General features: G+C 64.2%; 20 protein-coding genes and 1 pseudogene. 11 read left to right on the top strand and 10 right to left on the bottom strand.

The genetic code is table 11. The features are described from left to right. Positions 1 to 164: 164 nt before the first annotated feature. From ldcA to A3AC_RS0109605, 5 genes are all read right to left on the bottom strand, one after another. On the bottom strand, positions 165 to 1,091 hold the full coding sequence (gene ldcA, locus A3AC_RS0109625) for a muramoyltetrapeptide carboxypeptidase (protein WP_025598584.1): 927 nt from the start codon (positions 1,089 to 1,091) through the stop codon (positions 165 to 167). A gap of 49 nt (positions 1,092 to 1,140) precedes the next feature. Beyond that, the gene (gene tadA / locus A3AC_RS0109620; RefSeq protein WP_156924596.1) at positions 1,141 to 1,719 is read right to left on the bottom strand and encodes a tRNA adenosine(34) deaminase TadA; all 579 of its coding nucleotides are present in this window, start codon (positions 1,717 to 1,719) and stop codon (positions 1,141 to 1,143) included. A gap of 266 nt (positions 1,720 to 1,985) precedes the next feature. After that, positions 1,986 to 2,432 carry a DnaJ family domain-containing protein gene (locus A3AC_RS0109615; RefSeq protein WP_025598582.1) on the bottom strand — a complete coding sequence of 149 codons (447 nt, stop codon included), beginning with the start codon at positions 2,430 to 2,432 and terminating at the stop codon, positions 1,986 to 1,988. A gap of 360 nt (positions 2,433 to 2,792) precedes the next feature. Beyond that, entirely contained in the window at positions 2,793 to 3,398 is a 606-nt protein-coding gene (locus A3AC_RS0109610; RefSeq protein WP_025598581.1) for a 2'-5' RNA ligase family protein, read from the bottom strand. Positions 3,399 to 3,725: 327 nt separating this feature from the next. Next, positions 3,726 to 4,586, bottom strand: coding sequence for a class I SAM-dependent methyltransferase (locus A3AC_RS0109605; protein ID WP_025598580.1), 861 nt, complete (start codon positions 4,584 to 4,586; stop codon positions 3,726 to 3,728). Positions 4,587 to 4,821: 235 nt separating this feature from the next. Between A3AC_RS0109605 and A3AC_RS0109600 the strand changes: the two genes are divergently transcribed. Continuing rightward, complete coding sequence (locus A3AC_RS0109600; protein WP_025598579.1) at positions 4,822 to 5,325, top strand: low affinity iron permease family protein; 504 nt, start codon at positions 4,822 to 4,824, stop codon at positions 5,323 to 5,325. A gap of 50 nt (positions 5,326 to 5,375) precedes the next feature. Here A3AC_RS0109600 and A3AC_RS0109595 read toward each other — a convergent pair whose 3' ends face one another. Next, a complete protein-coding gene (locus tag A3AC_RS0109595) occupies positions 5,376 to 6,944 on the bottom strand; it encodes a methyl-accepting chemotaxis protein (RefSeq protein ID WP_025598578.1) in 1,569 nt (522 codons plus the stop codon). Between the two features lie 206 nt (positions 6,945 to 7,150). On the opposite strand from A3AC_RS0109595, the pseudogene A3AC_RS30965 reads away from it, so the two are divergent. Beyond that, positions 7,151 to 7,319: pseudogene (locus A3AC_RS30965) on the top strand (EamA family transporter); the annotation flags it as partial. Here the strand turns inward: A3AC_RS30965 and A3AC_RS0109590 are convergent. The 3 genes from A3AC_RS0109590 to A3AC_RS0109580 all read right to left on the bottom strand — a co-directional run bounded on the left by A3AC_RS0109590 (position 7,317) and on the right by A3AC_RS0109580 (position 9,480). Next, on the bottom strand, positions 7,317 to 7,931 hold the full coding sequence (locus tag A3AC_RS0109590; protein WP_025598577.1) for a hypothetical protein: 615 nt from the start codon (positions 7,929 to 7,931) through the stop codon (positions 7,317 to 7,319). The pseudogene A3AC_RS30965 and the gene A3AC_RS0109590 overlap by 3 nt on opposite strands. Before the next feature lie 161 nt (positions 7,932 to 8,092). Further along, positions 8,093 to 8,884 (bottom strand): molybdopterin-dependent oxidoreductase, encoded by a 792-nt coding sequence (locus tag A3AC_RS0109585; RefSeq protein WP_025598575.1) that lies wholly within the window; start codon positions 8,882 to 8,884, stop codon positions 8,093 to 8,095. A gap of 2 nt (positions 8,885 to 8,886) precedes the next feature. Beyond that, complete coding sequence (locus tag A3AC_RS0109580) at positions 8,887 to 9,480, bottom strand: cytochrome b/b6 domain-containing protein (RefSeq protein WP_025598573.1); 594 nt, start codon at positions 9,478 to 9,480, stop codon at positions 8,887 to 8,889. 278 nt (positions 9,481 to 9,758) lie between these two features. On the opposite strand from A3AC_RS0109580, the gene A3AC_RS0109575 reads away from it, so the two are divergent. Next, positions 9,759 to 10,973 (top strand): hypothetical protein, encoded by a 1,215-nt coding sequence (locus A3AC_RS0109575; protein ID WP_025598572.1) that lies wholly within the window; start codon positions 9,759 to 9,761, stop codon positions 10,971 to 10,973. Between the two features lie 28 nt (positions 10,974 to 11,001). After that, positions 11,002 to 13,677, top strand: coding sequence for an ATP-binding response regulator (locus tag A3AC_RS0109570; RefSeq protein ID WP_025598570.1), 2,676 nt, complete (start codon positions 11,002 to 11,004; stop codon positions 13,675 to 13,677). A gap of 29 nt (positions 13,678 to 13,706) precedes the next feature. On the opposite strand, the gene A3AC_RS0109565 is transcribed toward A3AC_RS0109570, so the two are convergent. Beyond that, a complete protein-coding gene (locus A3AC_RS0109565) occupies positions 13,707 to 14,903 on the bottom strand; it encodes a hybrid sensor histidine kinase/response regulator (RefSeq protein ID WP_025598569.1) in 1,197 nt (398 codons plus the stop codon). Positions 14,904 to 15,304: 401 nt separating this feature from the next. Between A3AC_RS0109565 and A3AC_RS0109560 the strand changes: the two genes are divergently transcribed. The 7 genes from A3AC_RS0109560 (at position 15,305) to A3AC_RS0109530 (ending at position 26,045) form a co-directional block, all read left to right on the top strand. Further along, positions 15,305 to 16,540 (top strand): MFS transporter, encoded by a 1,236-nt coding sequence (locus A3AC_RS0109560; RefSeq protein ID WP_025598568.1) that lies wholly within the window; start codon positions 15,305 to 15,307, stop codon positions 16,538 to 16,540. A gap of 372 nt (positions 16,541 to 16,912) precedes the next feature. Then, complete coding sequence (locus A3AC_RS0109555; protein ID WP_025598567.1) at positions 16,913 to 17,740, top strand: TetR/AcrR family transcriptional regulator; 828 nt, start codon at positions 16,913 to 16,915, stop codon at positions 17,738 to 17,740. A gap of 65 nt (positions 17,741 to 17,805) precedes the next feature. Further along, positions 17,806 to 20,304 (top strand): acyl-CoA dehydrogenase, encoded by a 2,499-nt coding sequence (locus A3AC_RS0109550; protein WP_025598566.1) that lies wholly within the window; start codon positions 17,806 to 17,808, stop codon positions 20,302 to 20,304. Positions 20,305 to 20,422: 118 nt separating this feature from the next. Then, positions 20,423 to 21,865: a 3-oxoacyl-ACP reductase gene (locus tag A3AC_RS0109545; RefSeq protein ID WP_025598564.1), complete on the top strand. Its 1,443-nt coding sequence runs from the start codon at positions 20,423 to 20,425 to the stop codon at positions 21,863 to 21,865. 2 nt (positions 21,866 to 21,867) lie between these two features. After that, the gene (locus A3AC_RS0109540) at positions 21,868 to 22,803 is read left to right on the top strand and encodes a MaoC/PaaZ C-terminal domain-containing protein (RefSeq protein WP_025598563.1); all 936 of its coding nucleotides are present in this window, start codon (positions 21,868 to 21,870) and stop codon (positions 22,801 to 22,803) included. Between the two features lie 23 nt (positions 22,804 to 22,826). Then, entirely contained in the window at positions 22,827 to 24,128 is a 1,302-nt protein-coding gene (locus A3AC_RS0109535) for an acetyl-CoA C-acetyltransferase (RefSeq protein WP_025598562.1), read from the top strand. 111 nt (positions 24,129 to 24,239) lie between these two features. Further along, complete coding sequence (locus tag A3AC_RS0109530) at positions 24,240 to 26,045, top strand: AMP-binding protein (RefSeq protein WP_025598560.1); 1,806 nt, start codon at positions 24,240 to 24,242, stop codon at positions 26,043 to 26,045. Positions 26,046 to 26,117 lie beyond the last annotated feature (72 nt).

The raw sequence follows: 26,117 nt of genomic DNA, 5'->3' as shown, positions 1-26,117 counted from the left end.
CAGGAATCGATACGACGACTGCCACCTGCCGCTGGCCGATTTTGTCGACAAAATCGCCGCGCCTTCGCTTTCTTTCTGGCGACGCGCGGCGGTTCGGATGCCGGCAGTTAGTTGCGTGGCCGACTATAAAAAAACGGGCCGAAGCCCGCTTACATGACCGGCCTTCAGCGCAGGCACGGATAGTCGGATAAGGTCAGCCTGAACCCGTTGGCGTCCGCGACAAGGTGGGCGTCGGCTCCGACTGGCAGCGTCAACATGTCCGGCACGTGGCCGAACTGCAAGCCGGTGACGATCGGAATGCCGATCACCGACCTCATCTGCTCGATCATGGCCTGCAGGTCGTAGCCGTTGTCGTAGTCGAACTGCTTGCCGCCCGAGAAATCGCCAAGCACGAGCGCCTGCTGCTGATCGAGAATACCCGACAGATGTAGTTGATAAAGCATCCGCTCGATGCGAAACGGCTGCTCGTTGACGTCTTCCACGAATAGCACCCCGCCCTCCACCGGCGGCATATATGGCGTGCCGACGAGCGACGCAAGGATAGCCAGATTGCCGCCCCACAAGGTGCCGGAGACGTCCACGGCTTGTGCTTGCGGCACGTTGCGCGTGATCGTCACGGTCGGCTGTGTCAACGCCGACCAGAAGTGATGCATCGTGAATTCGCTGACGTGTTCGGCGCCGAAGTCGCTCATCAGCATCGGACCGCTGAACGTTTTGAGGCCGGCGCGCGCGAGCAGCGCCAGTTGGACCGCCGTGAAGTCGCTGTGACCGACGAGCGCGACGGGCTGCCCCGTCAAGCGGCGTTGCAGCCCATCGTAGTCGAGGCCGTGCAGGATGCGCATCGCGCCGTAACCGCCGCGCACGGCCAGCACGATATCGGGCAACGGGCGCGATGCATCCGCGAGCCGGTTCAGGTCCGCCGCGCGCTCGCCGTCGGTACCGGCGAAGCGCTGATAACGACGCCGCGTCGTCTCCACGCCTTCCACGCGATGCCCTTGCGTGCGCAGCCGCTGCAACGCGCGATTCAGCACTTCGGCGTCGTGCGGGTAGCCGGACGGCGCAATCAGATCGAAGGTGCGGTGGACGGTCATCGGCGGGAGCTGTTGTGTTGTTAGGAGAAGTTTGCGGCGTAGTGGCCGCTCAGAGCGGCTCGCCCGGGTCGCTTTGGGCACCGACGCCCGCGCGCGCCGCAGTCCGCGCGTCGCGGCTGGCGCGGCGCCGCTCGGCGAAGAACGATTTGAGCGCGGCGCCGCATTCGCTTTCGAGCACGCCGCCGGTTACCTCGGTGTGGTGATTCAGTTGCGGGTTCGCGAACGCGTCGACGACGCTGCCGCAAGCGCCAGTTTTCGGGTCGCGTGCGCCGAACACGACGCGGGCAATGCGTGCGTGCATGATCGCGCCGGCACACATCAGACAGGGCTCGAGCGTCACATACAGTTCGCAGCCCGGCAAGCGATAGTTCTCGACCGCCTGCGCCGCGGCGCGCAATGCGACCATCTCCGCGTGCGCCGAAGGATCGTGCGCACTGATCGGATGGTTGAAACCTTTTGCAATGACTTGGTCACCGCGCACGAGCACCGCGCCGACGGGCACTTCGCCAGCAGCGCGCGCGTCTTCGGCGGCGGCCTGAGCGAGCGCCATGAAACGGAGATCGCGCTCGCTGACGGTCGCGGTGGGCGGTGCTTCGGTGGGCGGTGCTTCGGTGCGCGGTGCTTCGATGTCCGCTGCTTCGGTGTCCGCTGCTGTGGTGGGCGCTGCGTCGCTGTGCGCTGTTGCGGTATGCGCTGCTTCGCTGTGCGCTGCGTCGCTGTGCGCTGTTGCGGCGGGGCCGGTTGCGGCCGGACTCAGCTCTGCCGTCCCGACCCCCGGGTCACCGACGACGAAGTCAGCGCCACCCGCCGTAGCACGCGGCACAGCCGGCACTGTGCCGGCCTCGGTCCGATCAGCGTCGGCCAGCGGCACGCGGCACGGGGTAACAGGCTCGCTCACTGCGGCCTCGCGGCGCCATGCTCCGCACCGGACGCCGCCTGGTCGGCGCCATCCGCGACAGCCGTTGCCCCGTTCGAAGCGCGCTCGGATAGTCGTTCGGCAATCCGCCGGCAATATTCATGCGGCAGCACCAAAGCGCTGCCGCGCAGCGATTCCAGCGCCATATCGAGCGCCAGCATGCGCGCCTGGAGGCGGCACCGGGTGGCCTTGTCGCTCACGGCATTGAGCTCGGCCTGGAGGTCGCGCAAGGCGCGCAGTTGCTCCAGCGCAGGTGGCACAAAGCCCGCATTTTTCAGGATCCGGTTAGCAACGCGCACTTCTTCCGGGACAAGTGCATCGTCGTCCAGGCAAAGCGGCGCGCCCGCGCCGGGCAAATCGTCGAGCTCGCCGCGCGCGGCTGCGGCGGCAATACGCTGTTCGACTAACGCATCAAGCAATCTCATCTGCAATCCACTACGTTGCGGCCCATGCATTCTATCAGGGAGCGCACGAGGGCTCCTCGGGCAGGGTCCGCTGTTCCGCCGGCTTAGCGGATTCAGCATAGCCGCAGCGTATGGACGCTTGCCGGCCGCGTGCACGCGTAAAGCGTGCGGTCGATTCGCACCCAGCGCCGTAGACGCAGTGCGCCCGGTTCGCCTCGCGGTCCGATTGCGAGTGCTCCACATTGGCCTCGGCGGGAGCCACACGGGTGCGGCTGACGAAGACCGGGGCGGCTCACCGCTCGTTGCCGGATCTGCGTACGGTTTCTCTCGCGCGCCTCTATGACAGCAAGCGTGAAAGCCCGAAAACCCCCGCACCGTGCGCTATGGCTCCGCACCTTCAAGCGGCCAGCGCGCGAGCACGAGATGCCTGGTACGTCCCAGCAAACTGTGTATCAGCGCGAACTCGCGCACGTTCCAGCCAACCGGCTCGACCGGGCTCGCGGCGACCCATGGCAACCCGTAAGCCAACGTCACATGCGGCGTAAAAGCGACTGCCGTGGAACCCGGACGACTCCCGATGCCGCAGTCCCGCAGCGCGCCCTGCAGCGCATCATGGAGCGTATGCAGACCGACGACGCCATCACTCCCGGTCAGAACGAGAGGCCCCGGCCGCGGTTTGGAAGCGAAGCTCGCGACCGTATCGAATTCGACGGTGAACGGCGCCATGCGGATCGACGCCGCGGCCTGCATCGCCGCCTGTACGTGCGCCTGCGGCAACCCGCCCGCGAAATTGCCGAGATGCCGCAACGTGACGTGCAAACGACCGGGGGCGAGCGGCTTGCCGCGAGCGCGCGCTTCCCCGCAAAGCCGCTGCGCGAGCTTTGCAATGCCAGCCGCCGTATTGGAGTCCGGAAGGACAGCAAAAAAAAGACCGTCTGTCGGGGTTGGCGGCGCTTCCAGCCCGGGCAACCACAGTTGTTCAGGCATTTCGCTCCTGCATGATGAACGGCGGCATCTACACGTATCCTCCCTCACGATGGGCTGGCCCGCGGCCATGGGCTCGCTTCAAAGCGCATTGGAAAGCCGCATTGCCAACTTTCAAAAAACACTTGCGCTTGCCGACTGCCTACGTAGAATACTGTACATCCATACAGTATTGGTGGCAACGTGGAATTGTCAATTTCTGTCGAAGCGGACAACTGCTGGACAGCGCCATCGCGCGCGCCGGGCTCGCGCGCGAGCAGCTTTATCTGACCAACGCGGTAAAGTGAGGAAGGCGTGCAAGATGCATCGCGGCGTGCCTTGGTGACATGGTCAGGTGCTGGCTACGAGCAACTCCTCGGCATTGTTCGGCGGGCGCAAGCCGTCGGTTCTATCCGCGAAGTAGCGCTGCGTGAGATCGGCCGCCGAAACATGCCGGGCATGCACGAAGCCGGCTTCGCGAGCAAGGGCGAGCATGTCCGTCGGCGTGAAGAAACTGAGGAACGGCGTGCCGCTTGCGCGCGCGCCCTTCTCCGCCATTTCGAGGCCGGGGCGCACCTCGGGCCCGGCCATTTCCAATGGCAGGAGGAAGGTCATCGCAAATATCGATCCGCGCGCGAAGGCCGCGACTTCGCGCAGCGTGGCCGCGTTTGCGTCGCGTGTCAGATACATGCTCACGCCAGTGGAGACCACCATTGCCGGCTTGCTGCTGTTAAAGCCTTCCGCCATCAGCCGGTCGCGCCACGCCTCGCCGGCCTCGAAATCGACCGGCACGAAACGCAGCCAGGGCGGAATGCCAAAACCCAGTTCGATCAGCCGCTGACGCTTCCACGCCTGCGGCGCCGGCTGGTCGATCTCGAACACGGCGAGGCGCGAAGCAAGCTCCGGCCTGCGCTGCGCAAAACTGTCGAGGCCCGCGCCAAGAATCACGTACTGATCGATGCCGCGCGCGGCCTGTTCGGCCAGCAGATCTTCGATGAACCGAGCGCGAGCCACGATCGACGCGCGAAACGCACGCGTGAACTGCGGATCCATGTCACCGCGCTGACGCCAGTCGTCGCCGGGAGCCAGCAGTTGCAGACCGATCGAATCTTCGAAGACATGCGGCGCGGCGTCGGCCTCGGTGTGGAGCGCACGCCACAGGGCGACGCGCGCCGCCGTGCTGTCAGGTGCCGGTTCTCGCTCTTCGTTCATGAGCGCCCTTCCTCCTTGCTCGTGTCACGGGATACGGGAATGCGTCGTTGCGGCGCTGCGTTCGCGCCCGCCAAGCGCCAGACGCAGACCACCAGGCGCCCAACGCAACAGTCATAAAGAATAGCATCGGCATAGCCGCCGCATTCAGCGCCAGTCCCCGTCCGCACGAGCGAATACCGCAGCGTCGCTATACGATCATCGTATAAGCCAACCCCGACCCAACAGGGAGACCGCCATGAGCAGCAAATGGTTTTCGAACTTCGCGAGCTATCTGTCCACGATGACCGGCCGCCCCGGCACCTTTGTCATCGCCGTCTCGCTCGTAGTCGTATGGGCCGTTACCGGACCGTTCTTTCACTATAGCGACACATGGCAGCTCGTGATCAACACGTCGACGACGATCGTCACGTTCCTGATGGTTTTCCTGATTCAGAACACGCAAAACCGCGACACCGCCGCAATGCAGATCAAGCTCGACGAACTGATCCGCGCGCTGGAAGGCGCGCATAATGCGCTGCTCGATCTCGAGGAACTCGAGGAAAAGGACTTGACGCGTTTTCGCAAACACTACGAAAACCTCGCGAAGGACGCGCGCACGGCGCTGCGCGAAGGTGGCAGCGATACCGATTCGCCGTTCGTCGACCATCGCGATATAGAAGACGACCAGCGACAAGACGACAAGAAGCGCGGCGGCAAGCAGGCGCATGACGAGCCAACCAGGCCCGAACGGAAAAACTAGCGCGGGCTTCACGATAAAGCGAGGCGCGGCCGCGCCTCTGCCGCGTCGCTTCAGGCAGCCGCCCGGTCTTCTTTCAAACGGAACACGGCCACTGCGTCGTTCAGCTCGCGGCTCTGCTGTTCGAGCGACACCGCGGCAGCCGACGCTTCCTCGACGAGCGCCGAGTTGTGCTGCGTCACTTCTTCCATCTGCGTGACGCTCGTGTTGACGAGCTCGATGCCTGCGGTCTGCTCGCTCGAGGCGAGACTGATCTCGGTCATGATGGCGCTCACGCGCCGCACCGCATCCACCACTTCTTGCATTGTCGCGCCGGCGTGCGCGACGAGCGTGCTGCCGTCGTTGACCTTGACGGTCGAGTCGCCGATCAGCTCGTTGATCTCACGCGCTGCCGCCGCCGAGCGCTGCGCGAGGTTGCGCACCTCGGAGGCGACCACCGCGAAACCGCGTCCCTGCTCGCCCGCACGGGCCGCTTCGACAGCTGCGTTCAACGCCAGGATGTTGGTCTGAAACGCGATGCCCTCGATCACGCCCACGATTCCGACGATGCGGTTTGAGCTTCCGGAGATAGCGTCCATGGTCGCCACCACCTGATTGACCACCTGCCCGCCGCGCGACGCAATCTCGGAGGCGCCGGTCGCAAGTTCGACGGCGCGGCGCGCATTGTCGGCGTTCTGGCGGACGGTGGCGGTCAACTGCTCCATGCTCGCGGCCGCCTGCTGCAGCGAGGCCGCGTGTTGCTCCGTGCGCGCCGACAGATCGACACTGCCGCCCGCAATCGCGCGCGCGTCCTGCACGATCGCCTCGGTACTCGCGCGCACTTTCTGGACCGTCTGCACGAGGCTGTTCTGCATGCCTTTGAGCGCATCCAGCAGATAACCCATTTCGTTATTGCGCTGCACCGCGATTGCGCCCGTCAGATCGCCGCCCGCGATGCGGCCAAAATGATCGACCGCCATGTTGATCGGCTGCACGATGGCGCGCGCGAGCGTGCGCTGCGCGAGCACGCCGATACATAACGCGATGCCGCCGGTTATTCCCAGCGCCCACAGCATCACGCGAAAACGGGCCTCGGCATGCTGGAAACGCGCTTTCTGGCGTTCCACCTGATAGTCCTCGAGCGCCGTGAGCGCGGCCTGATAGTCGGCAAACAGCGCGGCGGGCGCTTCGCGCTGCGTCGCGAGGAAGTCGACGAGGTTGTCGTCGTCGAGCTGCCTGAGTGCCAGTTGGAACACCTGCGCAAAGAGGCGCTGACGCTTTGCGGTCATTGCGTCGACGAGCGGCTTTTCGATGCTGTCGGGCACATGCAGCGCCCGGTAAGCTTCGAGCTCGCGGTTGCTCGCATCGAGCAGCACATGCAGTTGCGTGATGGCGTCCTTAGCCGGCTTGCCCGCGCTGATGATCTGCTCCGTTTCGCCGAGGCCGCCGCGCAGTTGCAGAAGACGCTCGGAGCTCGTCTTCAGATGCAGCAGCGACGCGGTGTCGTCCTGGTACATATCGCGCAGCGCGTTGCTGCTGTCGTAAAGCCCGGCGATGCCGGCCACGATGACCAGCATCAGCAGCAGCGTGTAACCGGCGATCGTCGCGGCCAATCCGCCGCGGATGGTGATGTGTCTGCGCATGGGCTTGAGACCGGGCGGGCAGCGGCCACAGGGGCTGCTTTGCCAGGTTCGCTCCTCCGGATAGCAAAGATCGGGCTGTGATAGGAATGACGGATTGGAAACCGACTCACAGCTTTACGGCAGGCACGCGTGCGCGCAGTTGCGGCAATACGACGTGGATTATGACGATTGCGACACACGCCAGGCATCACCGCCATCGCGCGGCGAGCGGGCGCGTGCCGCGCGGGGGTGGGCCAGGCGTGTTCACCTCCGACGCGACCATCGCACTGTACAGAGTGATAGGCGGCATCGGCGTGCGCCTTTACCGCGTGGATGTTTTTGTTCTACTGGCCGATGCCGGTTCTGTTCGTCGCAGGACGCGGCCTTGCCTCCTTACATCGGCGGGGCCACGCCATCCTTTTCGACCACCACGCGCTGAGCGACATACGCGCCCTGCGACGCCGCCGTTGCAACGACGAACACCTTCTTGCCCGGCGTGAGATCCGAACGCGCAGCCGGCGCGAAGGTCACGATGGGCACGTTGGGCGGGACCGTCACCTCGTTGCTGCCGCCCTTGTACGAGAGCTTCAGATTCCGGCCGCTCGTGCCCTGAACCACGGTGTCGACGTTCGCGTTGGTCATCGTGCTGTTGGGGCCGAGGTCCCAGCTATAGTGGCCCTCGCCCGTGCCGCGCGCGGCTTCGGGGAATACCACGACTTCCGTTGCTGTGAGCTTGCCGTCGGTACCGGTGGTCGCGGCGGTGCCGACGAACGAGCCCGGCTTGATATCGGACAGCTGCATCGACTTGACCGCCGACACGGCAACCGCTGGCTTCAATTCGATCGACACCGTGTCGCCACTGCGGCGATGCACCTTCAGCACGTCGCCGTCCAGCGAAACGATGTCGCCGCGAATGCGCGACGGTTTGGCGGCGGGCGTCTGTGCGAGCGCGGCGCCGGCAAAAGCCAGCGTCGCAAGTGTGATGCCGAGTTTCAGGCGAATAGACATGAATGAACGCTCCATGAGAAACGGTTATAAGACCACAACTGCGGACTGCAAAACGCGGACTGCAAAGCAGGGACTACAAAGCGGGAACTGCAAAGCGGAAATGAGAAACGACACTGGAAAGCCACACTACAAGGCCTGAACGGCCCAACGGAAGCCGGCAATCACGAACCGCCAAACCAGTTGTAGCCCTGGTTCTCCCAGTAACCACCGGGATAGTCGTTGGTCACGCTGATCGCGACGATATGCTTCGGGTTCTTGTAACCGAGCTTGGTGGGCATGCGCAGCTTCATCGGGAAGCCGTACTTCGGCGGCAGCGTCGCGCCGTCGTAACCGAGCGTAAGCTGCGTCTGCGGATGCAGCGCGGTCGGCATGTCGATACTGGTCCAGTAGTTGTCCGCGCAATGCAGCGACACGTATTTCGCGGTCATATCGGCGCCGGCGCGCTTGAGGAACTCGGCAAAGCGCACACCGTCCCAGCGGCCAATCGCGCTCCATCCTTCAATGCAGATATGCCGCGTGATCTGGCTTTCCTGCGGCAGCGCGCGTAGTTCGTCGAGCGTCCACACGCGCTTGCCGTTCGCGAGGCCGCTCACCTGCAGCCGGTAGCTCGCGGCGTCGACCTCGGGCACCTCGTCGATATCGTAGAACGCGTTGAAGGGAAACGGCCGCGTGATCATCGACTCCGCGTAAGTCGGCGCGAGCTTGCCCGGATTGAAAAGCAGCGCCTGCACGTCGTCGTTGAACGAGGACATCTTGCGCAGCATCGCGTTCACGGATTTGTCGTTCGAGAGATCGCAGCCCGACAGCAGCACGATTCCGCCGAGCGTGAGAATGCGCTTGCCGAGGAGGCGACGCGCCGGATCTTTCAGCTCGCTGCGGGCGTCCTTGATGATGGTCTCTGCGTGAGTCGCGGCGAACGCACTGAGTTTTCCCGATCTGTTGCGAAGGCTCATGATCAACGCCCCCGGATCATCACGAGAAGCGAGCGCGGCACGAGCGCGACCATCGCCAGATGCACGGCGAAGAATGCGACCAGCACGCTCATCGCCGCGAAATGCACGACTCGCGCGTTGTCGTAGCCGCCCATCAGCGTGCGCAGCAGTGGGAACTGCACGGACTTCCAGATGGCGAGCCCCGACACGATCACAAGCGCGATATCTGCGATCACTACGAGATAGGCGAACTTCTGCACCGCGTTATAGCGCGACAGGTCCTCGTGCCCGAGCTTGCCGCGCAGTGCGGCGGCGAGGTCGCTCGCAAGCGAGCGCAAGCTCACGGGCAGGAGTTTTCGCTGCAAGCGGCCCGAAGCAAGATTGAGCCCGACATAGACGATGAAGTTCGCGACCAGCATCCACATGACCGCGAAGTGCCATTGCAACGCGCCGCCCAGCCAGCCGCCCAGCGTGATCGCGGATGGAAACCGCCAGCCCGCGAAGATCGGCGATGCGTTGTAGATCTGCCAGCCGCTCGTCACCATCAGCATGACGGCGAGCGCGTTGACCCAGTGTGAGATGCGGACCCAGGCGGGTTGAATCGTCGTGTAAGTCAAGGCGGCCTCGTGGTGGATAGCTGCGAGAAATCGGCACTGTCATGGGCGCAAACATGTCCCGCCGGGCAGTTATTCCATTACGTGAAGAATTATTTCTGCCGCGGGCTCCTACATGTCCCTACCAGCCCCTATCCGCCAGCCGGCGGACGATGCGGACGAACACACGGACAAAAACTATTGGATTTCTCTAGAGTTGATGGATCGCCGGCCAATGCCGGCTGGCGAAGCCGCGCTGACTCGCAGCGCGGGTCAACTAAAGGACCAAAGGAAAAACCAAAATGGGAACGTCTCTTTACAACGAACGATCGACCGGCGACGACGGGCGCAGCACTCCGAGGCTGCACCCCGCCGGTGCGCCGCTGACACTCAGGCACATGATCCATCCGGAGCAGATTCGCGACAGTCTGCCGGCGGGCCAGGGTGGGATCGGCTTTCTCTTTCACGCTACGGACTGGGATACGCTTTCTTTCTCCTTTCACAACGTAAAGACCAGAAACGAGTCATTCGAGGAAGAACTCTGGCGCACCAGCCCGTTCATTGCCTCGCCGATCTATCTGGGCTCGCAGATGATCGGCGCAAACATTGCATGCCCGGTGCCGCTCGAGCTTTGGCTCGGCAGCCCGCGCGGCATCAAGCGGTTTCGCGAAACGCAATTTTTCCCCGCGCTGGAACTGGCGAAGCAGGCCGGACTGAACATGGTCGCAATGGGCGCCTCCACGCCGTACGCGTGCAACTATGGGGCGCTGCCGCGGCAGACCAGGCCGCCCTACATCACCACGGGCCACGCGGCGACCGCGGCCATGCTGAAAGACTGGGCGATTCACTGCTGCAATGAGCTTGATATCGAATTCGGCAACATGAAGCTCGCGCTCTTCGGCGCGGCGGGACGGCTCGGCACGACGGTGGCAAAGTACCTGCTCTATAAGGAAACGCCGCGCGAACTGGTGCTGATCGACTTGCCGGACAAGGTCAACCTGCTGGCGGACCAGGCGCGGGAGCTGATGGCGGCCGACCTGCTCGGCCACACCAGGGTGTCGATTCATACCTTCAGCCCCGACAAGCCCTTGCCGCAGTTCGACGGCGCGATCCTCGCGAGCAGCACCAGCGTGCCTTATCTCACCGCCGCCGATCTGAAGCGGGCGCGCTTCTGGATCGACGACTCGCATCCGCGCGCCGCGAGCGTGGAGGCGGAACTCGCGTCTCGCGGACATACGCTATATATTGAATGTTTCGCACGCGGGCCGGCCGGCCTCGATTCACGCTTCCCGTTCAGGCTGCCGAGCACGCGCGACTGCTATACCTGTTTCGCCGAGGGCTATGCCGCCTGGCAGGAAGGTATCGCTTCCGACTTCATCATCGGCAGCCCGCCCGTATGGTCCGTGTCCTATACTCACGGCCTGTTGAAAAAGTACGGATTCTCGGTCGGACCTTTTCACGGCAAGGACGGCTCGGCGATCAACCTCGATCTGGGCGTGACCGCAAATATGAATTGACCGGGTCGTCAATGTCACTGGAGGCCAGATGATCATACCGCGCGAAAGCATGCAGGACGTGCTGGAACGAAGCCGGTTTGCAATCCGATGGGGAGGCGTACTCGGCCTCGTGTGCCACCCCGTCTATTATCTGGTGTGGACTTACATCCTGCCGCAGCCGTACGACAACCTGCCATTGCGCCTGAGCGCGGCGATCATCTGTATTCCATTGATCTTCCAGGCGCGCTGGCCGAAACGGTTCAACGCGTACCTGCTGATTTACTGGCATGTGTGTCTGATCTACGTGCTGCCGTTCGTGTGCACGTTCCTCGCGATCAGAAATTCGTTCTCCACCATGTGGATGATGACCGAGGTCATGATGATTTTCATCATGGCGTTGTGCATCGACAATCCCTTCCTGCTGATGGGCTGTATCGGCATCGGCATGCTCTCCGGCGCGCTGGCTGCGGTAGCCAGCGCGCCGGCTCCCATTGTGCTCAGCACCGCGAATCAGTCGGACCTCGCGGTGCTGCCGGTCGTCGTGTTGTGCAGCATGGCGTTCGCGCATGCGATCAGCAAGGGCCGCATCTTCGTCGAGAAAAACCGCGCGCTGCAGGCGCTCGCCGGTTCCATCGCGCATGAAATGCGCAACCCGCTCAGCCAGTTAAAGCACGTGCTCGATCGCGTCGAAGAAACGCTGCCCGCCCTTACCGGAGCGGGACGCGCGCCCGCGCTGTCGGGCGCGGGCCCGGCCCTGCTGTACCGGCATCTCGCGCACGGACAGTTGTCGATCGAGCGCGGCCTGCGGGTGATCGCCATGACGCTCGACGAAGTCAGCGCGAAACAGATCCGCTCGGACTCGCTCTCCTATCTGAGCGCAGCGGCAACCACGCGCAAGGCGCTCGACGAATACGGCTTCGCAGATAAAAAGGAACGCGGCAAGGTCCGCCTCGTGGTGCTGGAAGATTTCACCTTCAAGGTCGACGAAACGGTCTACCTGTTCACCCTCTTCAACCTGATCAAGAACGCGCTGCATCACATTGCGCCGCTTGCTTCGGCAACGCTCACGCTCACCGTGGACCGGCACTCGGTCGCTGTGCGCGATACGGGCAGCGGCATCGCGCCGGAGATTCTGCCGCATCTGTTCGAACCGTTTCGAACCGCGGGAAACTCGGCCGGTACGGGACTCGGGCTCGCCTACTGTCAGCGCGCGATGCGCGCGTTCGGCGGCAGCATCTCGTGCAAGTCGGAGCCGGGCAAGTTCACACAGTTCACGCTGCAGTTTCCGCCCGTCACCGAAAGCGAGGTGGCCGCGCACGAGCGCGCGGTGCTCGAGCGTGCCACGGCCTTGCTCAACGGCAAACGCATTCTTCTCGCCGATGACGACGCCGCGCAGCGCGCGCGCACGCGGCGCACCCTGTCCAGGGTGGGCGCCGAGGTGAGCGAGGCGGAAAACGGCCTGGTCGCATTGACAATGTTGCGCGAGGCAACAGCTTATGACCTCGTGCTGATGGACCTCAACATGCCCGTGCTCGACGGCTATACGGCCACGGAGCAGTTGCGCGCCGACCGCGATCATCCGAACTCGAACGTGCTCGTCGCCGCCTACACGTCAGAGCCGGGCAACGTCGCGCGAGTGCTGGCGCGGCGCGCCGGCATGGACGACATGATCAGCAAGTCGTGCAGCGTGATGGAACTGTTGGCGTCGCTGCAGGCGCTCTTCGAGAACGGCAACCGGCGCCATCTGAACCAGCGCTTCGACGACTTCTCCGGCAAGTCGATTCTCGTCGCCGACGACGACACCTACAGCCGGCTCGTCGCCAAAGCGTATCTGGAGCGCTTCGGAGCAAGCGTCGTCGAAGCCGAACATGGACAGGCGGTGCTCGAGCGGCTCGACGAAGGGCTCGCCATCGACGCGATCGTGGTGGACATGAACATGCCTGGCATGGGCGGCCTCGACACGGCGGCGGCGATTCGCGCGCGCACCGATGCCTATGCCGGCGTGCCGGTCATCGCGTTGACGAGCCAGGCGGATATCGGCTCGGTGCAGGCATGCCTGAGCGTGGGCATGAACGAGGTGCTGGTCAAGCCCGTGCAGGTCGGCTCGTTGTATGCGTGCCTGACAAGGCAGTTCGCGCAGCACGGCGACAGTGCCGACGGCGGCACAGCGGGCACGGCGCGGCCCGCGCCGGGGCTGGTGTCGGGGTCGGCGTCTGGCCCGTCGGCGTCAGCCGGTCCCGCTGCGTTGGCGGCGCAGCTGCACCCGGCCGGCGACACCGAGCCGACCGTCATGGCCGGGCAAAGCGATTTGCTCGACACACACCACCTCGAAGAACTGGCCGCGCTGGGCCTCGTCGACGAATCGTTCGCCGGCGGCATCGAGCAGCTCCGCGCGCTGATTGCGCAGCTACGTGCGCACGCCGCGGCGGGCGACCTCGACGCCGCGCACGGCGCGCTGCATCTGCTGCTCGGCGCGAGCGGAAACCTCGGCGCAAGAGCGCTGCACGAATTCACGCGGCAGATCTATCCGCGCACACTGGAAGGCACTTGGCCCACCGAGCCTGACTGGCTGGAACGGATCGGCGAGCTCGGCGAGCGCTCGACCGAAGCGCTGTATCGCTATTTCGAGTCCGCGAGCGCGCGAGCAGACCGGCCGGGACCGCAGCGACCACCGGGCGAGCCGGCATCGGCAAGCACGAGCGGGCTCGCAATGCGCGAGCATTAAGGAAAAGCCTTCGGCTCGTGGCGCCGCGCTCAGGCGGCGCGGCTGTCCGGTGCCGGTTCGCCGGCGCTGTCGTGCAAGCGGCCTCTTGGCGCGGGAAAACGCATCGTCACGGTGGTGCCCTCGCCTAACGTCGATTCGATGCGCAGGCCGCCACCGAACGACTGCATGATGCGGTTGCAGAAAATCATGCCCATGCCGTGGCCGCCACGGCCGGCGTGCGTCGTCACCGGATCGAGCAGTAGACGCGCCTTGATCTCCGGTTCGATACCCGGCCCATTGTCGTGCAGGCAAATTGCCGGTTCCGGTTCGCTCGTCACCTCGATGCGCAGCGAAGGCGCCTGGCAAGCTTCGAGCGCGCGCAACGCATTCGAGATCAGTGAAGAGAGGACCAGCGCGACGCAATTGGGCATGGCGTGAACGACGAAATCGCCGCGCACTTCGAGCTCCACCCATTCGCGCTGCGCTCCGGCAAACGGATACGAATCGAGCAGGGTCGCGATCAGACGCGTCGCCTTCACTTCGCGCGCCGCGCTGCCCGGCGCCGGCGGCTGTCCGCCGCTCTTGTGCACCGTCGCCCAGAACGACGAGATCAGCGTCAGGCAGTACTGCGCGTTATTGAGCATGGAGGTCGCCGCAAGACCGATCTCCCGCTGACGCTGCGGATCGTATTCCTGCGCGACGTCGTTTTCGACCGAGCGCGCAAAGAGCGAGATTGCGGCCAGCGGCGTATTCAGTTCGTGAGCGAGGAACGCGAGGGTCTCGTCCATGGCGAGCAGCCGCTGCTGGCGCGTTTCCCGTTCAGCGTAGCGCGCCACCGCCTGCCTCAGCACGTCGCGCACCGACTCCACGCGAAGCGGCTTTTCGAGTATGCGGTACAGGTCGGCCGTATTGAAGGTTTGCAGCAGCATGTCCTTGTCGGCATACGCGGTCACGAGAATGCGCACGATCTGCGGATACAGGTTCGCCACTTCGCGCAGCAGATGGCCGCCGTCTCGGCCCGGCATGCGAAAGTCGGTGATGAGCACTGCGATTTCCGGACCCAGGTCATGCAGCAGCGCCATCGCTTCATCCGCGTCGCGCGCGAGGTGCACGCGGTAATCGTCTCGGACGGCCCGCGCGAAGTGGTTGCGCGACATTTCATCGTCATCGACGAAGAGGACCGAGAACGGCGCTGGCACGGTGGCCTGGGTTGCAGCCTGGGTTGCAGCTTGTGTGGTTTCGCTCATCGCGTTTCCGGCTCATCCATTCGCGGATGCGGACAGTGGGGGTCGATTGCATTCTACCGTTCGGCTGCGGTAAACCGGAAAAGCCGGCACGACTACGCAAAATGGCGAAGTCATTTCGACCGGATCCGACAGCTTGAGGCAGTGCATTTTCATTACATAGTGCAAACGCTTTAGCAAACATTGCCAATACAAACATTACATTAAACCGACATCCTGCTTTAGCGGCGCATTCAGCACGCCATTTGCTCCAGGGATTAACACTGATCACGCTGCGCTGATTCCTGCAGCCGCTTAAAGGTGGGCGTACACTCGCGCTCAAAACGTCGCCGGACGGGCGTGCCGGCACTTTTGTATCGCACGCGGCTTATTGAAGGCTGAGCAGACACGAGGAGAGTAAACACATGAGCTGGACACGGGAACAGAGAAACGTCACGATCGCCGCCTATCTTGGCTGGACACTCGACGCATTCGATTTCTTTCTGATGGTGTTCGTATTGAAAGATATTGCGGCCGAATTCAATACGAAAATCCCTGAAGTCGCATTCGGCATTATGTTGACGCTGATGATGCGTCCGCTCGGCGCGCTGATTTTCGGCTGGCTCGCGGACCGCTACGGCCGCCGGCCTACGTTGATGGTCAACATCGCGTGCTTCTCGCTGCTCGAACTGCTCTCGGGCTTCTCGCCGAACCTTGCCACGCTGCTCGTGTTGCGCGCGCTCTTCGGCATTGCGATGGGCGGCGAATGGGGCGTAGGCGGCGCCCTGACCATGGAGACGGTGCCGCCCAAATCGCGCGGCATCGTGTCGGGCCTGCTGCAAGCCGGCTATCCGAGCGGCTACCTGCTCGCGTCGGTGGTGTTCGGTGTGTTCTATCAATACATCGGCTGGCGCGGCATGTTCTTCGTCGGCGTACTGCCCGCGCTGCTGGTGCTGTACATCCGCGCGCATGTGCCGGAGTCGCCGGCCTTCAGAACGCTCGAGAAGCAGGCGCGTCCCGGCCTCGTCGCCACCTTGAAGCAGAACGTCAAGCTGTCGCTCTACGCGATCGTGCTGATGACCGCGTTCAACTTCTTCTCGCACGGGTCCCAGGACCTGTACCCGACTTTCCTGCGCGTGCAGCATCAGTTCGACGCCCATACGGTGTCGCTCATCACCATCACGCTGAACATCGGCGCGATCTGCGGCGGGCTCTTTTTCGGCATGTTGTCGGAGAAGATCGGGCGCAAGCGCGCCATTTTCATTTCCGCGCTGATCGCGTTGCCGGTGCTGCCGCTATGGGCTTTTTCGAGCACGCCGGTACTGCTCGCGGTGGGTGCGTTCCTGATGCAGATCTCCGTGCAGGGCGCGTGGGGCGTGATTCCGGTCCACCTGAACGAGATCTCGCCCGATGAAATCCGCGCGACGTTTCCGGGTCTCGTGTATCAGCTGGGCAATCTGATCGCGTCCGTGAACGGGCCGCTGCAGGCGAGCGCCGCCGAAGCGCACGGCAACAACTATGCGCTAGTGATGGCGGTCGTGATCGGCGTCGTCGCGCTCGTGATCTGCGCGCTGATTCCGTTTAGCCGCGAGCGCCGCGGCATCGACATGACGCAGTCGGCGGCGCACGTCGGCGAACACGTGCAAAGCCGCCCCGTTTAAAGGAGAGCTTCAGGCGTTTGAAGCAAACAGCTGTTTCGCCGCGCGGTTATCGGGCACAATAAGCGCAAAGGCGGCCAGAACCGCCGCGGCATGAAGACCATGCCGACTTACACAAGCGCATGAGCGCAGGGCCAAACCAGACATCATTCATACGAGGCCGTTCCGATTCGTCGGAACGGCCTTTTTGTTTTGACACGCTGTTTTTGCACGCGCGAATTGTGCGCCAGGCTTCAGGTCCCCTAGAGGAGTTAATCGACAACCAACCCTTGCTCACCTTCACCATCCTTCTTATCCTGAAAAAAACGGCTGTTTCAAATCAACATTTGAATCGCCTGTTTGCGGGCCGGGCGCCCGGCAACTGGGAGACGCAACATGGCAGGTCGCACAACGAGCCGGCACGCCGGCGATACGAAGTCACGCATCCTCGACGCCGCTGAGACGCTCTTCATCGATTGCGGATATGAGGCCATGTCGCTGCGGCAGATCACTTCGCGCGCCGAAGTCAATCTCGCGGCGGTCAACTATCACTTCGGCAGCAAGGAATCGCTGATTCACTCGATGCTGTCGCGCCGACTCGACCGCCTCAACGAAGAGCGGGTCAAGCTGCTCGACCGCTTCGACCAGATGCTCGGCGAGCGGCTGACCTGCGAGCACGTGCTCGGCGCGATGTTCATTCCGGCGCTGCGGCTCTCGCGCGATCCGCGCGTCGGCGGCAAGGCGTTCCTGCGCTTGCTGGGCCGCGCGTACACGGACCCGTCGGCATTCATTCGCGACTTTCTGAACGCGCATTATGCGTCGGTCGCCGTGCGTTTTTTCGATGCGTTCCAGCGCGCGCTGCCGCATCTGCCACGCGAGGAATTGGGCTGGCGCCTGCACTTCGCAATCGGCGCGTTGTCGGGCGTGCTCGCGGGCGCCGACACCGAGAGCCTGATCGCGGAGTTCTCGCAGGGCAAAACGATGAATGACCTGCAGCTGATCGCCCGCCTCGCCTCGCTGATGGTCGCCGCGCTCAAGGCGCCGCTGCCCGATGCGTCGCAACTGGCCATGTTCGCGGCCGTGCTCGGCGACGCGACGGACAAAGACGCGTGTGCAGACGCGGCCTCGGGCTTCGGCGGTTCCTCGGAAAGTGCGCGTCGCACAGCGGGCGATGCCGCTCATGAAGCGCCAACCGACGCAACCCCGCTCGCACAACATCAATAAAAACGCGACCCGTCCACGCGCCGTGGATGCGTTCGCACGCATCATCGAAACCGGGAGGAAACCTCATGTCGTGGTTCGTCTTGCTGCTGGCCGTGGGTGCGCTTGCGCTCGTGTACTTTCAGGCGCGTGCGCTCGCGTGGCTGGCCTTCATGATCGTGTGGGTCGCGGCGGTGCGCGCGAGCGGAGCGGCGGGCGCGGCGGCAACCGCGCTGCTCGCCATCGTGCTGGTGCTGCCCGCCCTGGTGCTCGCCGTGAAGCCATTGCGGCGCGCCTGGCTCGCAAAGCCGGTGCTCGACACATTCCGCAAGATCTTGCCGGAGATGTCGCCGACCGAACGCGACGCGATCGAGGCAGGCACCGTCTGGTGGGACGCGCAACTCTTCTCCGGCCGCCCGCATTGGGACACGCTGCTCGGCTACGGTCCCGCGACCTTGAGCGCCGAAGAGCAGTCGTTCCTCGACAACGAATGCGAGCAGTTATGCGATTTCGCGAACGACTGGGAAACCACCATGGTCTGGCAGGACCTGTCGCCGCAGGCGTGGCAGTTCATCAAGGAACGCGGCTTTCTCGGCATGATCATTCCGAAGCAGTACGGCGGCAAGCAGTTCTCCGCTTACGCGCATTCGCAGGTCATCATGAAACTGGCCACGCGCTGCTCCGCCGCAGCCGTCTCCGTGATGGTGCCCAATTCGCTCGGCCCAGCCGAACTGCTGATGCATTACGGCACCGACGAACAGAAGAACCACTATCTGCCGCGTCTCGCGCGCGGCGAAGAAATCCCCTGCTTCGCGCTGACGAGCCCCTACGCCGGTTCGGACGCCGCCGCGATTCCGGACGTCGGCATCGTCTGCAAGGGCATGTTCGGGGGCCGCGAGGTGCTCGGCTTTCGCGTCACGTGGGACAAGCGCTATATCACGCTCGGGCCGGTTGCGACCGTGCTCGGCCTCGCCTTTCGCGCGCTCGATCCCGACCATCTGCTCGGCTCGAATGACGAACCCGGCATCACCTGCGCATTGATTCCGACCGATCATCCGGGTGTGAACATCGGCCGGCGTCACTGGCCGCTGAACGCGGTGTTCCAGAACGGCCCGAACTCCGGCAAGGACGTGTTCATTCCGCTCGACTGGGTGATCGGCGGACGCGCGCAAGTGGGCAACGGCTGGCGCATGCTGATGGAATGTCTCGCGGCCGGCCGCGCGATCTCGCTGCCGTCGTCGAATGTCGGCATGGCAAAGATCGCCGTGCGCGGCACGGGCGCGTATGCCGCCGTACGCCGTCAGTTCCGCACGGCCATCGGCAAGTTCGAGGGCGTGCAGGAAGCGCTCGGCCGCATGGGCGGCAATCTCTATGTGATGGACGCCGCGCGCCGCCTCTCGGCGCATGCGGTGGACCTCGGCGAGAAGCCCTCGGTGATTTCGGCAATTGCGAAGTATCACATTACCGAGCGCGCCCGCATGGTGATCAACGACGCAATGGACGTGGCCGCCGGCAAGGGCATCTGCATGGGGCCGTCGAACTTTCTCGCGCGCGCCTATCAGCAGGTGCCTATTGCGATCACCGTGGAAGGCGCGAACATTCTCACGCGCTGCCTGATCATCTTCGGCCAGGGCGCGATCCGTTGTCATCCGTACCTCCTGAAGGAAATGAGCGCGACGCGCGAAGCGGACCGCGCACAGGCGCTGCGCGATTTCGACGACGCGTTCTTCGGACACCTCGGCTTTACGCTTTCCAACGCGGTACGCAGCTTCGTGTACGGCATCACCGGCGGCGTCTTGATCGCGACTCCGCGCGCCGCGCACGCCCCGCTCCATGCGTACTATCGCGCGGCCACGCGCATGGCCACCGTGTTCGCGCTGCTCGCGGACGTCTCCATGTTCGTGCTCGGCGGCGATCTGAAACGCCGCGAACGGATTTCGGCGCGCCTTGGCGACGTGCTCTCGCAACTCTATCTGGTCTCCGCCACGCTCAAGCGTTTCGAGGACGAAGGCCGCCAGCAGGACGATCTGCCGCTGGTGCGCTGGGGCGTCGAAGACTCGCTGTATCGCGCGCAACACGCGCTCGACAGCGTGCTCGCGAACTATCCCAACCGCTTCGCCGCCGGTGTCGTACGTCTGCTGGCTTTTCCGTTCGGCTTGCGTCACCGCGAACCGTCGGACCGCCTGAGCAGCGAGATTGCCGAGCTGATGCAAACGCCTGGCGCCGCGCGCGACCGGCTGGTATCCGACTCGTATGTGCCGCATCCCGACGTCGACGCGCTCGGCTACGGCGAGCTCGTGTTCGAGTTGAACCCGCGCTTCACGCAGATCGAACAGAAACTGCGCGAAGCCGTGAAGGAGCGGCGCCTCGAGCCGATGCCGCAAAGCGTCGAGCAACTGTCCGCATGGGCCGACACCGCGCTGCAGCAAGGTCTGATCGACGCCGACGAGCGGCGCGTACTCGACGACTACGCACGCTATGCGGCACAGGTCGTGAAGGTCGACGATTTCCCCGCCGACTTCGACATGCTCGCCAATCTGCAACGCCGCAGCGAGGCGCTCGAAAAGGCTCTGGAAGTGGCGTTGTAAGAGGACCGCTCCTCATGCGCTTGCACCATCAAAAAACCTTGCTTTGAAACACGCCGATGTGCGAAAGCCGGTGCACACTGACGAACATGCGGGCGCGCCCGGCCGAGCAATGAACAATATGAACGACTCTTACCTGAACTTCGTCAATTCGCCGTTCGGCGCGCGGCTCGCGCGTTCGCTGGGCCTGCCTAAGCCCGAGGTGCTGCGCCGCTATCGCGCGGACCAGCCGGAGTTCGGCGGACTGATCGCGATCGGCGCGGCGCGCGAGCCGCAGTTGCTGGATGCGCTCGCGAATCTGGTGGCGAGCATCGGCGTGACCAGTGTCGCGCACGAAAGCGCCGGCTTGTGGATGCCGCTCGCGCATCGCCACGGTTTGATGACGGGGCGCTTCGAACCCGCGGAGGCCGGCCCGGCCGCGCGCCTTGCCGCCTTGATCTTCGACGCTAGCGGTATGGAAGACAGTAGCCAGATGGAACCGCTGCATGCGTTCTTCCACGACACGCTGCGCTCGCTCGGGAAGTGCGGGCGCATCGTGGTGCTCGGGCGGCCGCCGCACGACTGCTCGAACCCGCGGCAATGGACCGCGCAGCGCGCGCTCGAAGGCCTCACGCGCTCACTCGGCAAGGAGGCGCGGCGCGGCATAACGGCCAATCTCGTGTATGTGGGCGTTGGCGCCGAGCATCGGATGGAGGCCACGCTGCGCTTCTTCCTGTCGCCGCGCTCGGCGTATGTGTCGGGTCAGGTCGTGCAGATTTCCGCCGATGCTCCCGGCTCGAGCATCGCGGGCGCTTTCGCGAATGACGGCAGCTCAGCGCTCTTCGACTGGAAAGCGCCGCTCGCGAACCGGCGCGCGCTGGTGACGGGCGCAGCCCGCGGCATCGGCGCGGCTATCGCGGGCGTGCTCGCCGCGCAGGGCGCGCAGGTGATCGGCATCGACATTCCGTCGGCGCGCGACGCGCTCGAAGCCACCATGCGTCAGCTGAACGGCACGTCGCTCGCCTTCGACATCGCCGCGCCTGAAGCGCCCACGCAAATTGCCGCCGCGCTCGACGATCAGGGCGTGGACATCATCGTGCATAACGCCGGCATCACCAAAGACAAGACCATCGCGAAGATGACGGCCGCCGCCTGGCAGAGCGTGATCGACATCAACCTGTCCGCCCAGGAACGCATCGACGAAGCGTTGCTCGCGGCAGGCATTCTGCGCGACGGCGGACGCATCATCGGCGTCTCGTCGATCAGCGGCATTGCGGGCAATCTCGGCCAGACCAACTACGCCACTTCCAAAGCCGGCGTGATCGGCCGAGTGCAAAGCATGGCACCGGCGTTGCGCGCGCGCGGCATCACGATCAACGCGGTCGCGCCGGGCTTCATCGAAACGCAGATGACCGCCAAAATGCCGTTCACGCTTCGCGAGGCCGGCCGCCGCATGAATTCGCTCAGCCAGGGCGGGCAGCCGGTCGACGTCGCCCAGACTATCGCGTGGCTCGCGCATCCGGGATCGGCCGGCATCAGCGGCCAGGTGGTGCGCGTGTGCGGGCAAAGCCTGATCGGAGCCTGAGCATGGAAGAACCGGGAGATCCGTTCGGCGGCAATCGTGCGTCAAATCTCATGCGGCACGAAACAGTGCGGCCGAAGACGGTGGTCGTGGAAACCTTGCCGACGCCCGCGCGACTCTATGCACGCGCGCTGTCGGGCGTCGTCAAGCGCGGACGTCCGGCGCACTTGCCCGCACTGCGACTGGTGCGCCCGGCCGTCGCGCTCGAGCCGGGGCCGGCGTGGCGCTATGCGCGCGTGTGCGGCTTCATTCCCGAGCACGGCGTGCCGCTTACCTATCCGCATCTGCTCGCGTTTCCGTTGCATCTTCTGATGCTGACGGATCCGGCCTTTCCGTGGCCCGCGGTCGGCTTGCTGCACCTTGCCAATCACGTGCGCCTGCGCCGGCCGCTCGCCTACCAGGATCTGCTTCGCGTCGAAGTGGAGTTCGGTGCGCTCCTGCGCCACGACAAGGGCCAGGCGTTCCTGCTGCACACGCGCGTCTACCGGCGCGGCGAAGCCGTGTGGGACGGCGACAGCGTCTATCTGAAACGCGGCGTGCCGGCGAGCGGCGGGCAGCTCGATCCGCTGCAGGTCGATACCGCCGCGTTGCAACGCATCGCACGCTGGCAACTCGCGCCGCAGCTCGGCCGCGACTATGCGAGCGTGTCCGGCGACTACAACCCGATTCATCTGAGCGCGCTGTCCGCGAAGGCATTCGGCTTTCCGCGTGCGATCGCGCACGGCATGTGGACGCTCGCGCGCGCGGCATCGTCATTGCAGCCGCCGAAGCCGCTTGCCGAAGCCACGCTCAGCGCCGAGTTCAAGCTGCCGATGCTGCTGCCCGGCGAAGCGTCGCTCTGGAGCGCGTCGTCTTCGCTGATCGAACGCGATATCGAGGTGCGCGACATCGCCGGAGAGAAGCCGCATTTGCGCGGCCGCATGCAATGGAGGCTGCAATGAACGAAGACTACAAGGAGCCACGCATGCCTCATCCTCTGCCAGCTGTGCGCCGCGTCGCGATTATCGGCGGCAACCGCATTCCGTTTGCACGCTCGAACACGGCGTATGCGACCGCGTCGAATGAGGACATGCTGACCTTCACACTGCAAGGACTGATCGACCGCTATGCGCTGCATGGCGAACGCCTCGGCGAAGTCGCGGCGGGCGCCGTCATCAAGCATTCGCGCGACTTCAACCTCACGCGCGAATCCGTGCTGTCCACCACACTGGCGAAGGAAACACCCGCGTACGATGTTCAACAGGCATGCGGCACCGGGCTCGAAGCGACGATACTGGTCGCCAGCAAGATTGCGTTGGGACAGATCGACGTGGGCATCGCGGGCGGTGTGGATACGACATCGGATGCGCCCATCGGCGTGAACGAAAACATGCGCAAGATATTGCTCGAGGCGAATCGCGGCAGGAGCACCGGCCAGCGCGTCGGCGCGCTGGCGAAGCTGCGGCCCGGCATGTTGTTCAAGCCGCTGTTGCCGCGCAACGGCGAGCCGCGCACGGGTCTTTCCATGGGCGAGCATTGCGAATTGATGGCCAAGCGCTGGAACATTTCGCGCGAAGCGCAGGACGTGCTCGCCTACGACAGCCACCGCAAGCTCGCGGAAGCGTACGCGCGCGGCTTCGTCAACGATCTGATGACGCCGTATCGCGGCCTCACGCGCGATAACAACCTGCGCGAGGACCTGACGCTCGAAAAGCTCGCTTCGTTGAAGCCCGCTTTCGACCGCGACGCCGGAACGCTGACCGCCGGCAATTCGACGCCGCTTACCGACGGCGCGTCCACCGTGCTGCTTGCAAGCGAAGACTGGGCCGCGCGCCGCAGGCTGCCGGTGCTGGCGTATCTGAGCTGGTCGGAAACCGCAGCAGTCGACTTCTTCGACAAGAAAGAAGGCCTGCTGATGGCGCCTGCCTACGCCGTGCCGCGCATGCTCGCGCGAGCCGGACTGACATTGCAGGACTTCGATTTCTACGAGATCCACGAAGCGTTCGCGGCTCAAGTGTTGTGCACGCTCGCGGCGTGGCAGGATGACGAATACTGCCGCACGCAGCTCGGCCTCGAAGGGCCGCTTGGCGCGATAGATCGCACCCGGCTCAACGTGAACGGCGGCTCGCTCGCGACGGGTCATCCGTTTGCGGCGACGGGCGGGCGCATCGTCGCGGGTCTCGCGAAGATGCTGGCGCAGCTCGATAAACCTGCGGGCACCGCGCGCGGCCTGATCTCGATCTGCGCGGCGGGCGGCCAGGGCGTTGTCGCTGTTCTGGAGCGCTAATCGTTATAGCGCGAACGCCACGGCGAGACATGAACCGTGACACGCATAAGCAACAGAATCACGCACATCCAGTACACCAACACATGAAGCCCCGGCTTCAGGAGACGACCGATGACCGAGCCCACTCAAGCCTCGCCCTCGCCCGCCGCTGCGAATCAGGCAGGCGGGCGCGCCGAACTCTCGCAGCATGTGCAGCATGCACAGCGCGCGCCGAACACCGACGGCATCTGGTACGCGTCGTATCCCGCGGGCGTGCCGCATGAAATCGATGTCGGCCAATACGAGTCGATTGTTCATTTCTTCGACGAATGCATCGCAAAGTTCCGCGAGCGCGTCGCGTACGTTAGCGTCGGCGCGAGCATGACGTATGCTGAACTCGGCCGCAAGGCGACTGCGTTCGCGGCGTATCTGCAGAGCATCGGCGTAAAACCCGGCGAGCGCGTCGCAATCATGCTGCCGAATACGTTCCAATACCCGGTGTCGCTTTTCGGCGTGCTCAAAGCGGGTGCCGTGGTGGTGAACGTCAATCCGCTCTATACGGTGCGCGAGCTCGCGCATCAGTTGAAGGACAGCGGCGCGCAAACCATCATCGTGTTCGAGAACTTTGCGAAGACCGTGCAGGATGCGCTGCCGGGCACCAAGGTGCAGAACGTAATCGTCACGGGACTCGGTGACCTGCTCGCCGACGGTCTCAATGTGAAGGGACGTCTGCTCAATTTCATGCTGCGCCATGTGAAGAAGATGGTGCCCGCTTACCATCTGCCGCAAGCGGTGCCGCTGCTGAAGGCGCTCGCCGTCGGCTATGCGCGGCCTCTCACGCCGGTGCGGCTGACGCATCACGACATTGCGTTTCTTCAGTACACCGGAGGAACGACCGGCGTCGCGAAGGGCGCGATGCTCACGCATCGCAACATCATCGCGAATCTGCTGCAGGCGAAGGCGTGGGCCGAAGGTCAATTGAGCGGCGAAGTGGAAACGGTGCTCACGCCGTTGCCGCTTTATCACATCTATTCGCTCACGGTGAACGCACTGATCTTCATGGGACTAGGCGGGCGCAACATCCTCATCGCGAATCCGCGCGATATGAAGCGCGTGATGATGATCATCCGCCACGAGAAGTTCACCGGCATGACGGCGGTCAACACGCTGTACAACGCGTTTCTCGAGAACGAAGAGTTCTGCAGGCGCGATTTCTCCGGCCTCAAGCTCGCGATGGCGGGCGGCATGGCGACGCAACGCTCGGTGGCCGAGCGCTTCAAGGCGGTGACGGGTAAGCCCATTATCGAAGGCTATGGCTTGACCGAATGCTCGCCGATCGTCTCGATGAATCCCGTCGACATTTCGAACCTGCGCGACTTCGAAGGCTCGATTGGCCTGCCCGCCCCGTCCACGCAAGTGCGCTTTCGCAAGGACGACGGCAGTTGGGCGGACATCGGTGAGCCGGGCGAACTGTGCGTGAAGGGACCGCAGGTCATGAAGGGCTACTGGAACCGCCCGGAGGAAACCGCCAAGGCTATCGACGACGAAGGCTGGCTCGCGACCGGCGACATCGGCGTGATGGATTCGCGCGGCTTCATTCGCCTCATCGACCGCAAGAAGGACATGATCCTGGTGTCGGGCTTCAACGTGTATCCGAACGAGATCGAGGACGTGATCGCGGCGCATCCCGACGTGCGCGAAGTCGCTGCAATCGGTGTGCCCGACGAGGCGCAGGGCGAGCGCGTGAAAGTGTTCGTCGTCAAGCGCAATCCGTCGCTGACGGCCGAGCAGGTGATCGCTCATTGCCGCAAGAATCTGACGGGCTACAAGGTGCCGAAGATGGTTGAGTTTCGCGACGAGTTGCCGCAAACCAACGTCGGCAAGATTCTGCGCCGCGCACTGCGCGATGAGGAACTCGCGAAGCAAAAGTCTGCCTGACAGGCAAGGCGCTTGCGTGAGGACGTGCGCCACCTTTCGGGAGAGTTCGATGACGCATTGCCTGTTCGCATG

This window comes from Burkholderia sp. WSM2230 (assembly GCF_000472445.1).
In the GTDB taxonomy this organism is placed as follows: Bacteria; Pseudomonadota; Gammaproteobacteria; order Burkholderiales; family Burkholderiaceae; genus Paraburkholderia.
The sequence above is the reverse complement of the archived record's forward strand: the minus strand, read 5'-3'. Positions and strand labels throughout refer to the sequence as shown.

Coding starts and splice junctions, on each gene's coding strand:
- A3AC_RS0109530 (WP_025598560.1), top strand. CDS start 24,240: ATGACCGAGCCCACTCAAGCCTCGCCCTCGCCCGCCGCTGCGAATCAG.
- A3AC_RS0109555 (WP_025598567.1), top strand. CDS start 16,913: ATGGCAGGTCGCACAACGAGCCGGCACGCCGGCGATACGAAGTCACGC.
- ldcA (WP_025598584.1), bottom strand. CDS start 1,091: ATGACCGTCCACCGCACCTTCGATCTGATTGCGCCGTCCGGCTACCCG.
- A3AC_RS0109590 (WP_025598577.1), bottom strand. CDS start 7,931: ATGTCTATTCGCCTGAAACTCGGCATCACACTTGCGACGCTGGCTTTT.
- A3AC_RS0109565 (WP_025598569.1), bottom strand. CDS start 14,903: ATGAGCGAAACCACACAAGCTGCAACCCAGGCTGCAACCCAGGCCACC.
- A3AC_RS0109585 (WP_025598575.1), bottom strand. CDS start 8,884: ATGAGCCTTCGCAACAGATCGGGAAAACTCAGTGCGTTCGCCGCGACT.
- A3AC_RS0109595 (WP_025598578.1), bottom strand. CDS start 6,944: ATGCGCAGACACATCACCATCCGCGGCGGATTGGCCGCGACGATCGCC.
- A3AC_RS0109610 (WP_025598581.1), bottom strand. CDS start 3,398: ATGCCTGAACAACTGTGGTTGCCCGGGCTGGAAGCGCCGCCAACCCCG.
- A3AC_RS0109535 (WP_025598562.1), top strand. CDS start 22,827: ATGCCTCATCCTCTGCCAGCTGTGCGCCGCGTCGCGATTATCGGCGGC.
- A3AC_RS0109550 (WP_025598566.1), top strand. CDS start 17,806: ATGTCGTGGTTCGTCTTGCTGCTGGCCGTGGGTGCGCTTGCGCTCGTG.
- A3AC_RS0109540 (WP_025598563.1), top strand. CDS start 21,868: ATGGAAGAACCGGGAGATCCGTTCGGCGGCAATCGTGCGTCAAATCTC.
- A3AC_RS0109545 (WP_025598564.1), top strand. CDS start 20,423: ATGAACGACTCTTACCTGAACTTCGTCAATTCGCCGTTCGGCGCGCGG.
- A3AC_RS0109560 (WP_025598568.1), top strand. CDS start 15,305: ATGAGCTGGACACGGGAACAGAGAAACGTCACGATCGCCGCCTATCTT.
- A3AC_RS0109575 (WP_025598572.1), top strand. CDS start 9,759: ATGGGAACGTCTCTTTACAACGAACGATCGACCGGCGACGACGGGCGC.
- A3AC_RS0109615 (WP_025598582.1), bottom strand. CDS start 2,432: ATGAGATTGCTTGATGCGTTAGTCGAACAGCGTATTGCCGCCGCAGCC.
- A3AC_RS0109600 (WP_025598579.1), top strand. CDS start 4,822: ATGAGCAGCAAATGGTTTTCGAACTTCGCGAGCTATCTGTCCACGATG.
- A3AC_RS0109570 (WP_025598570.1), top strand. CDS start 11,002: ATGATCATACCGCGCGAAAGCATGCAGGACGTGCTGGAACGAAGCCGG.
- A3AC_RS0109605 (WP_025598580.1), bottom strand. CDS start 4,586: ATGAACGAAGAGCGAGAACCGGCACCTGACAGCACGGCGGCGCGCGTC.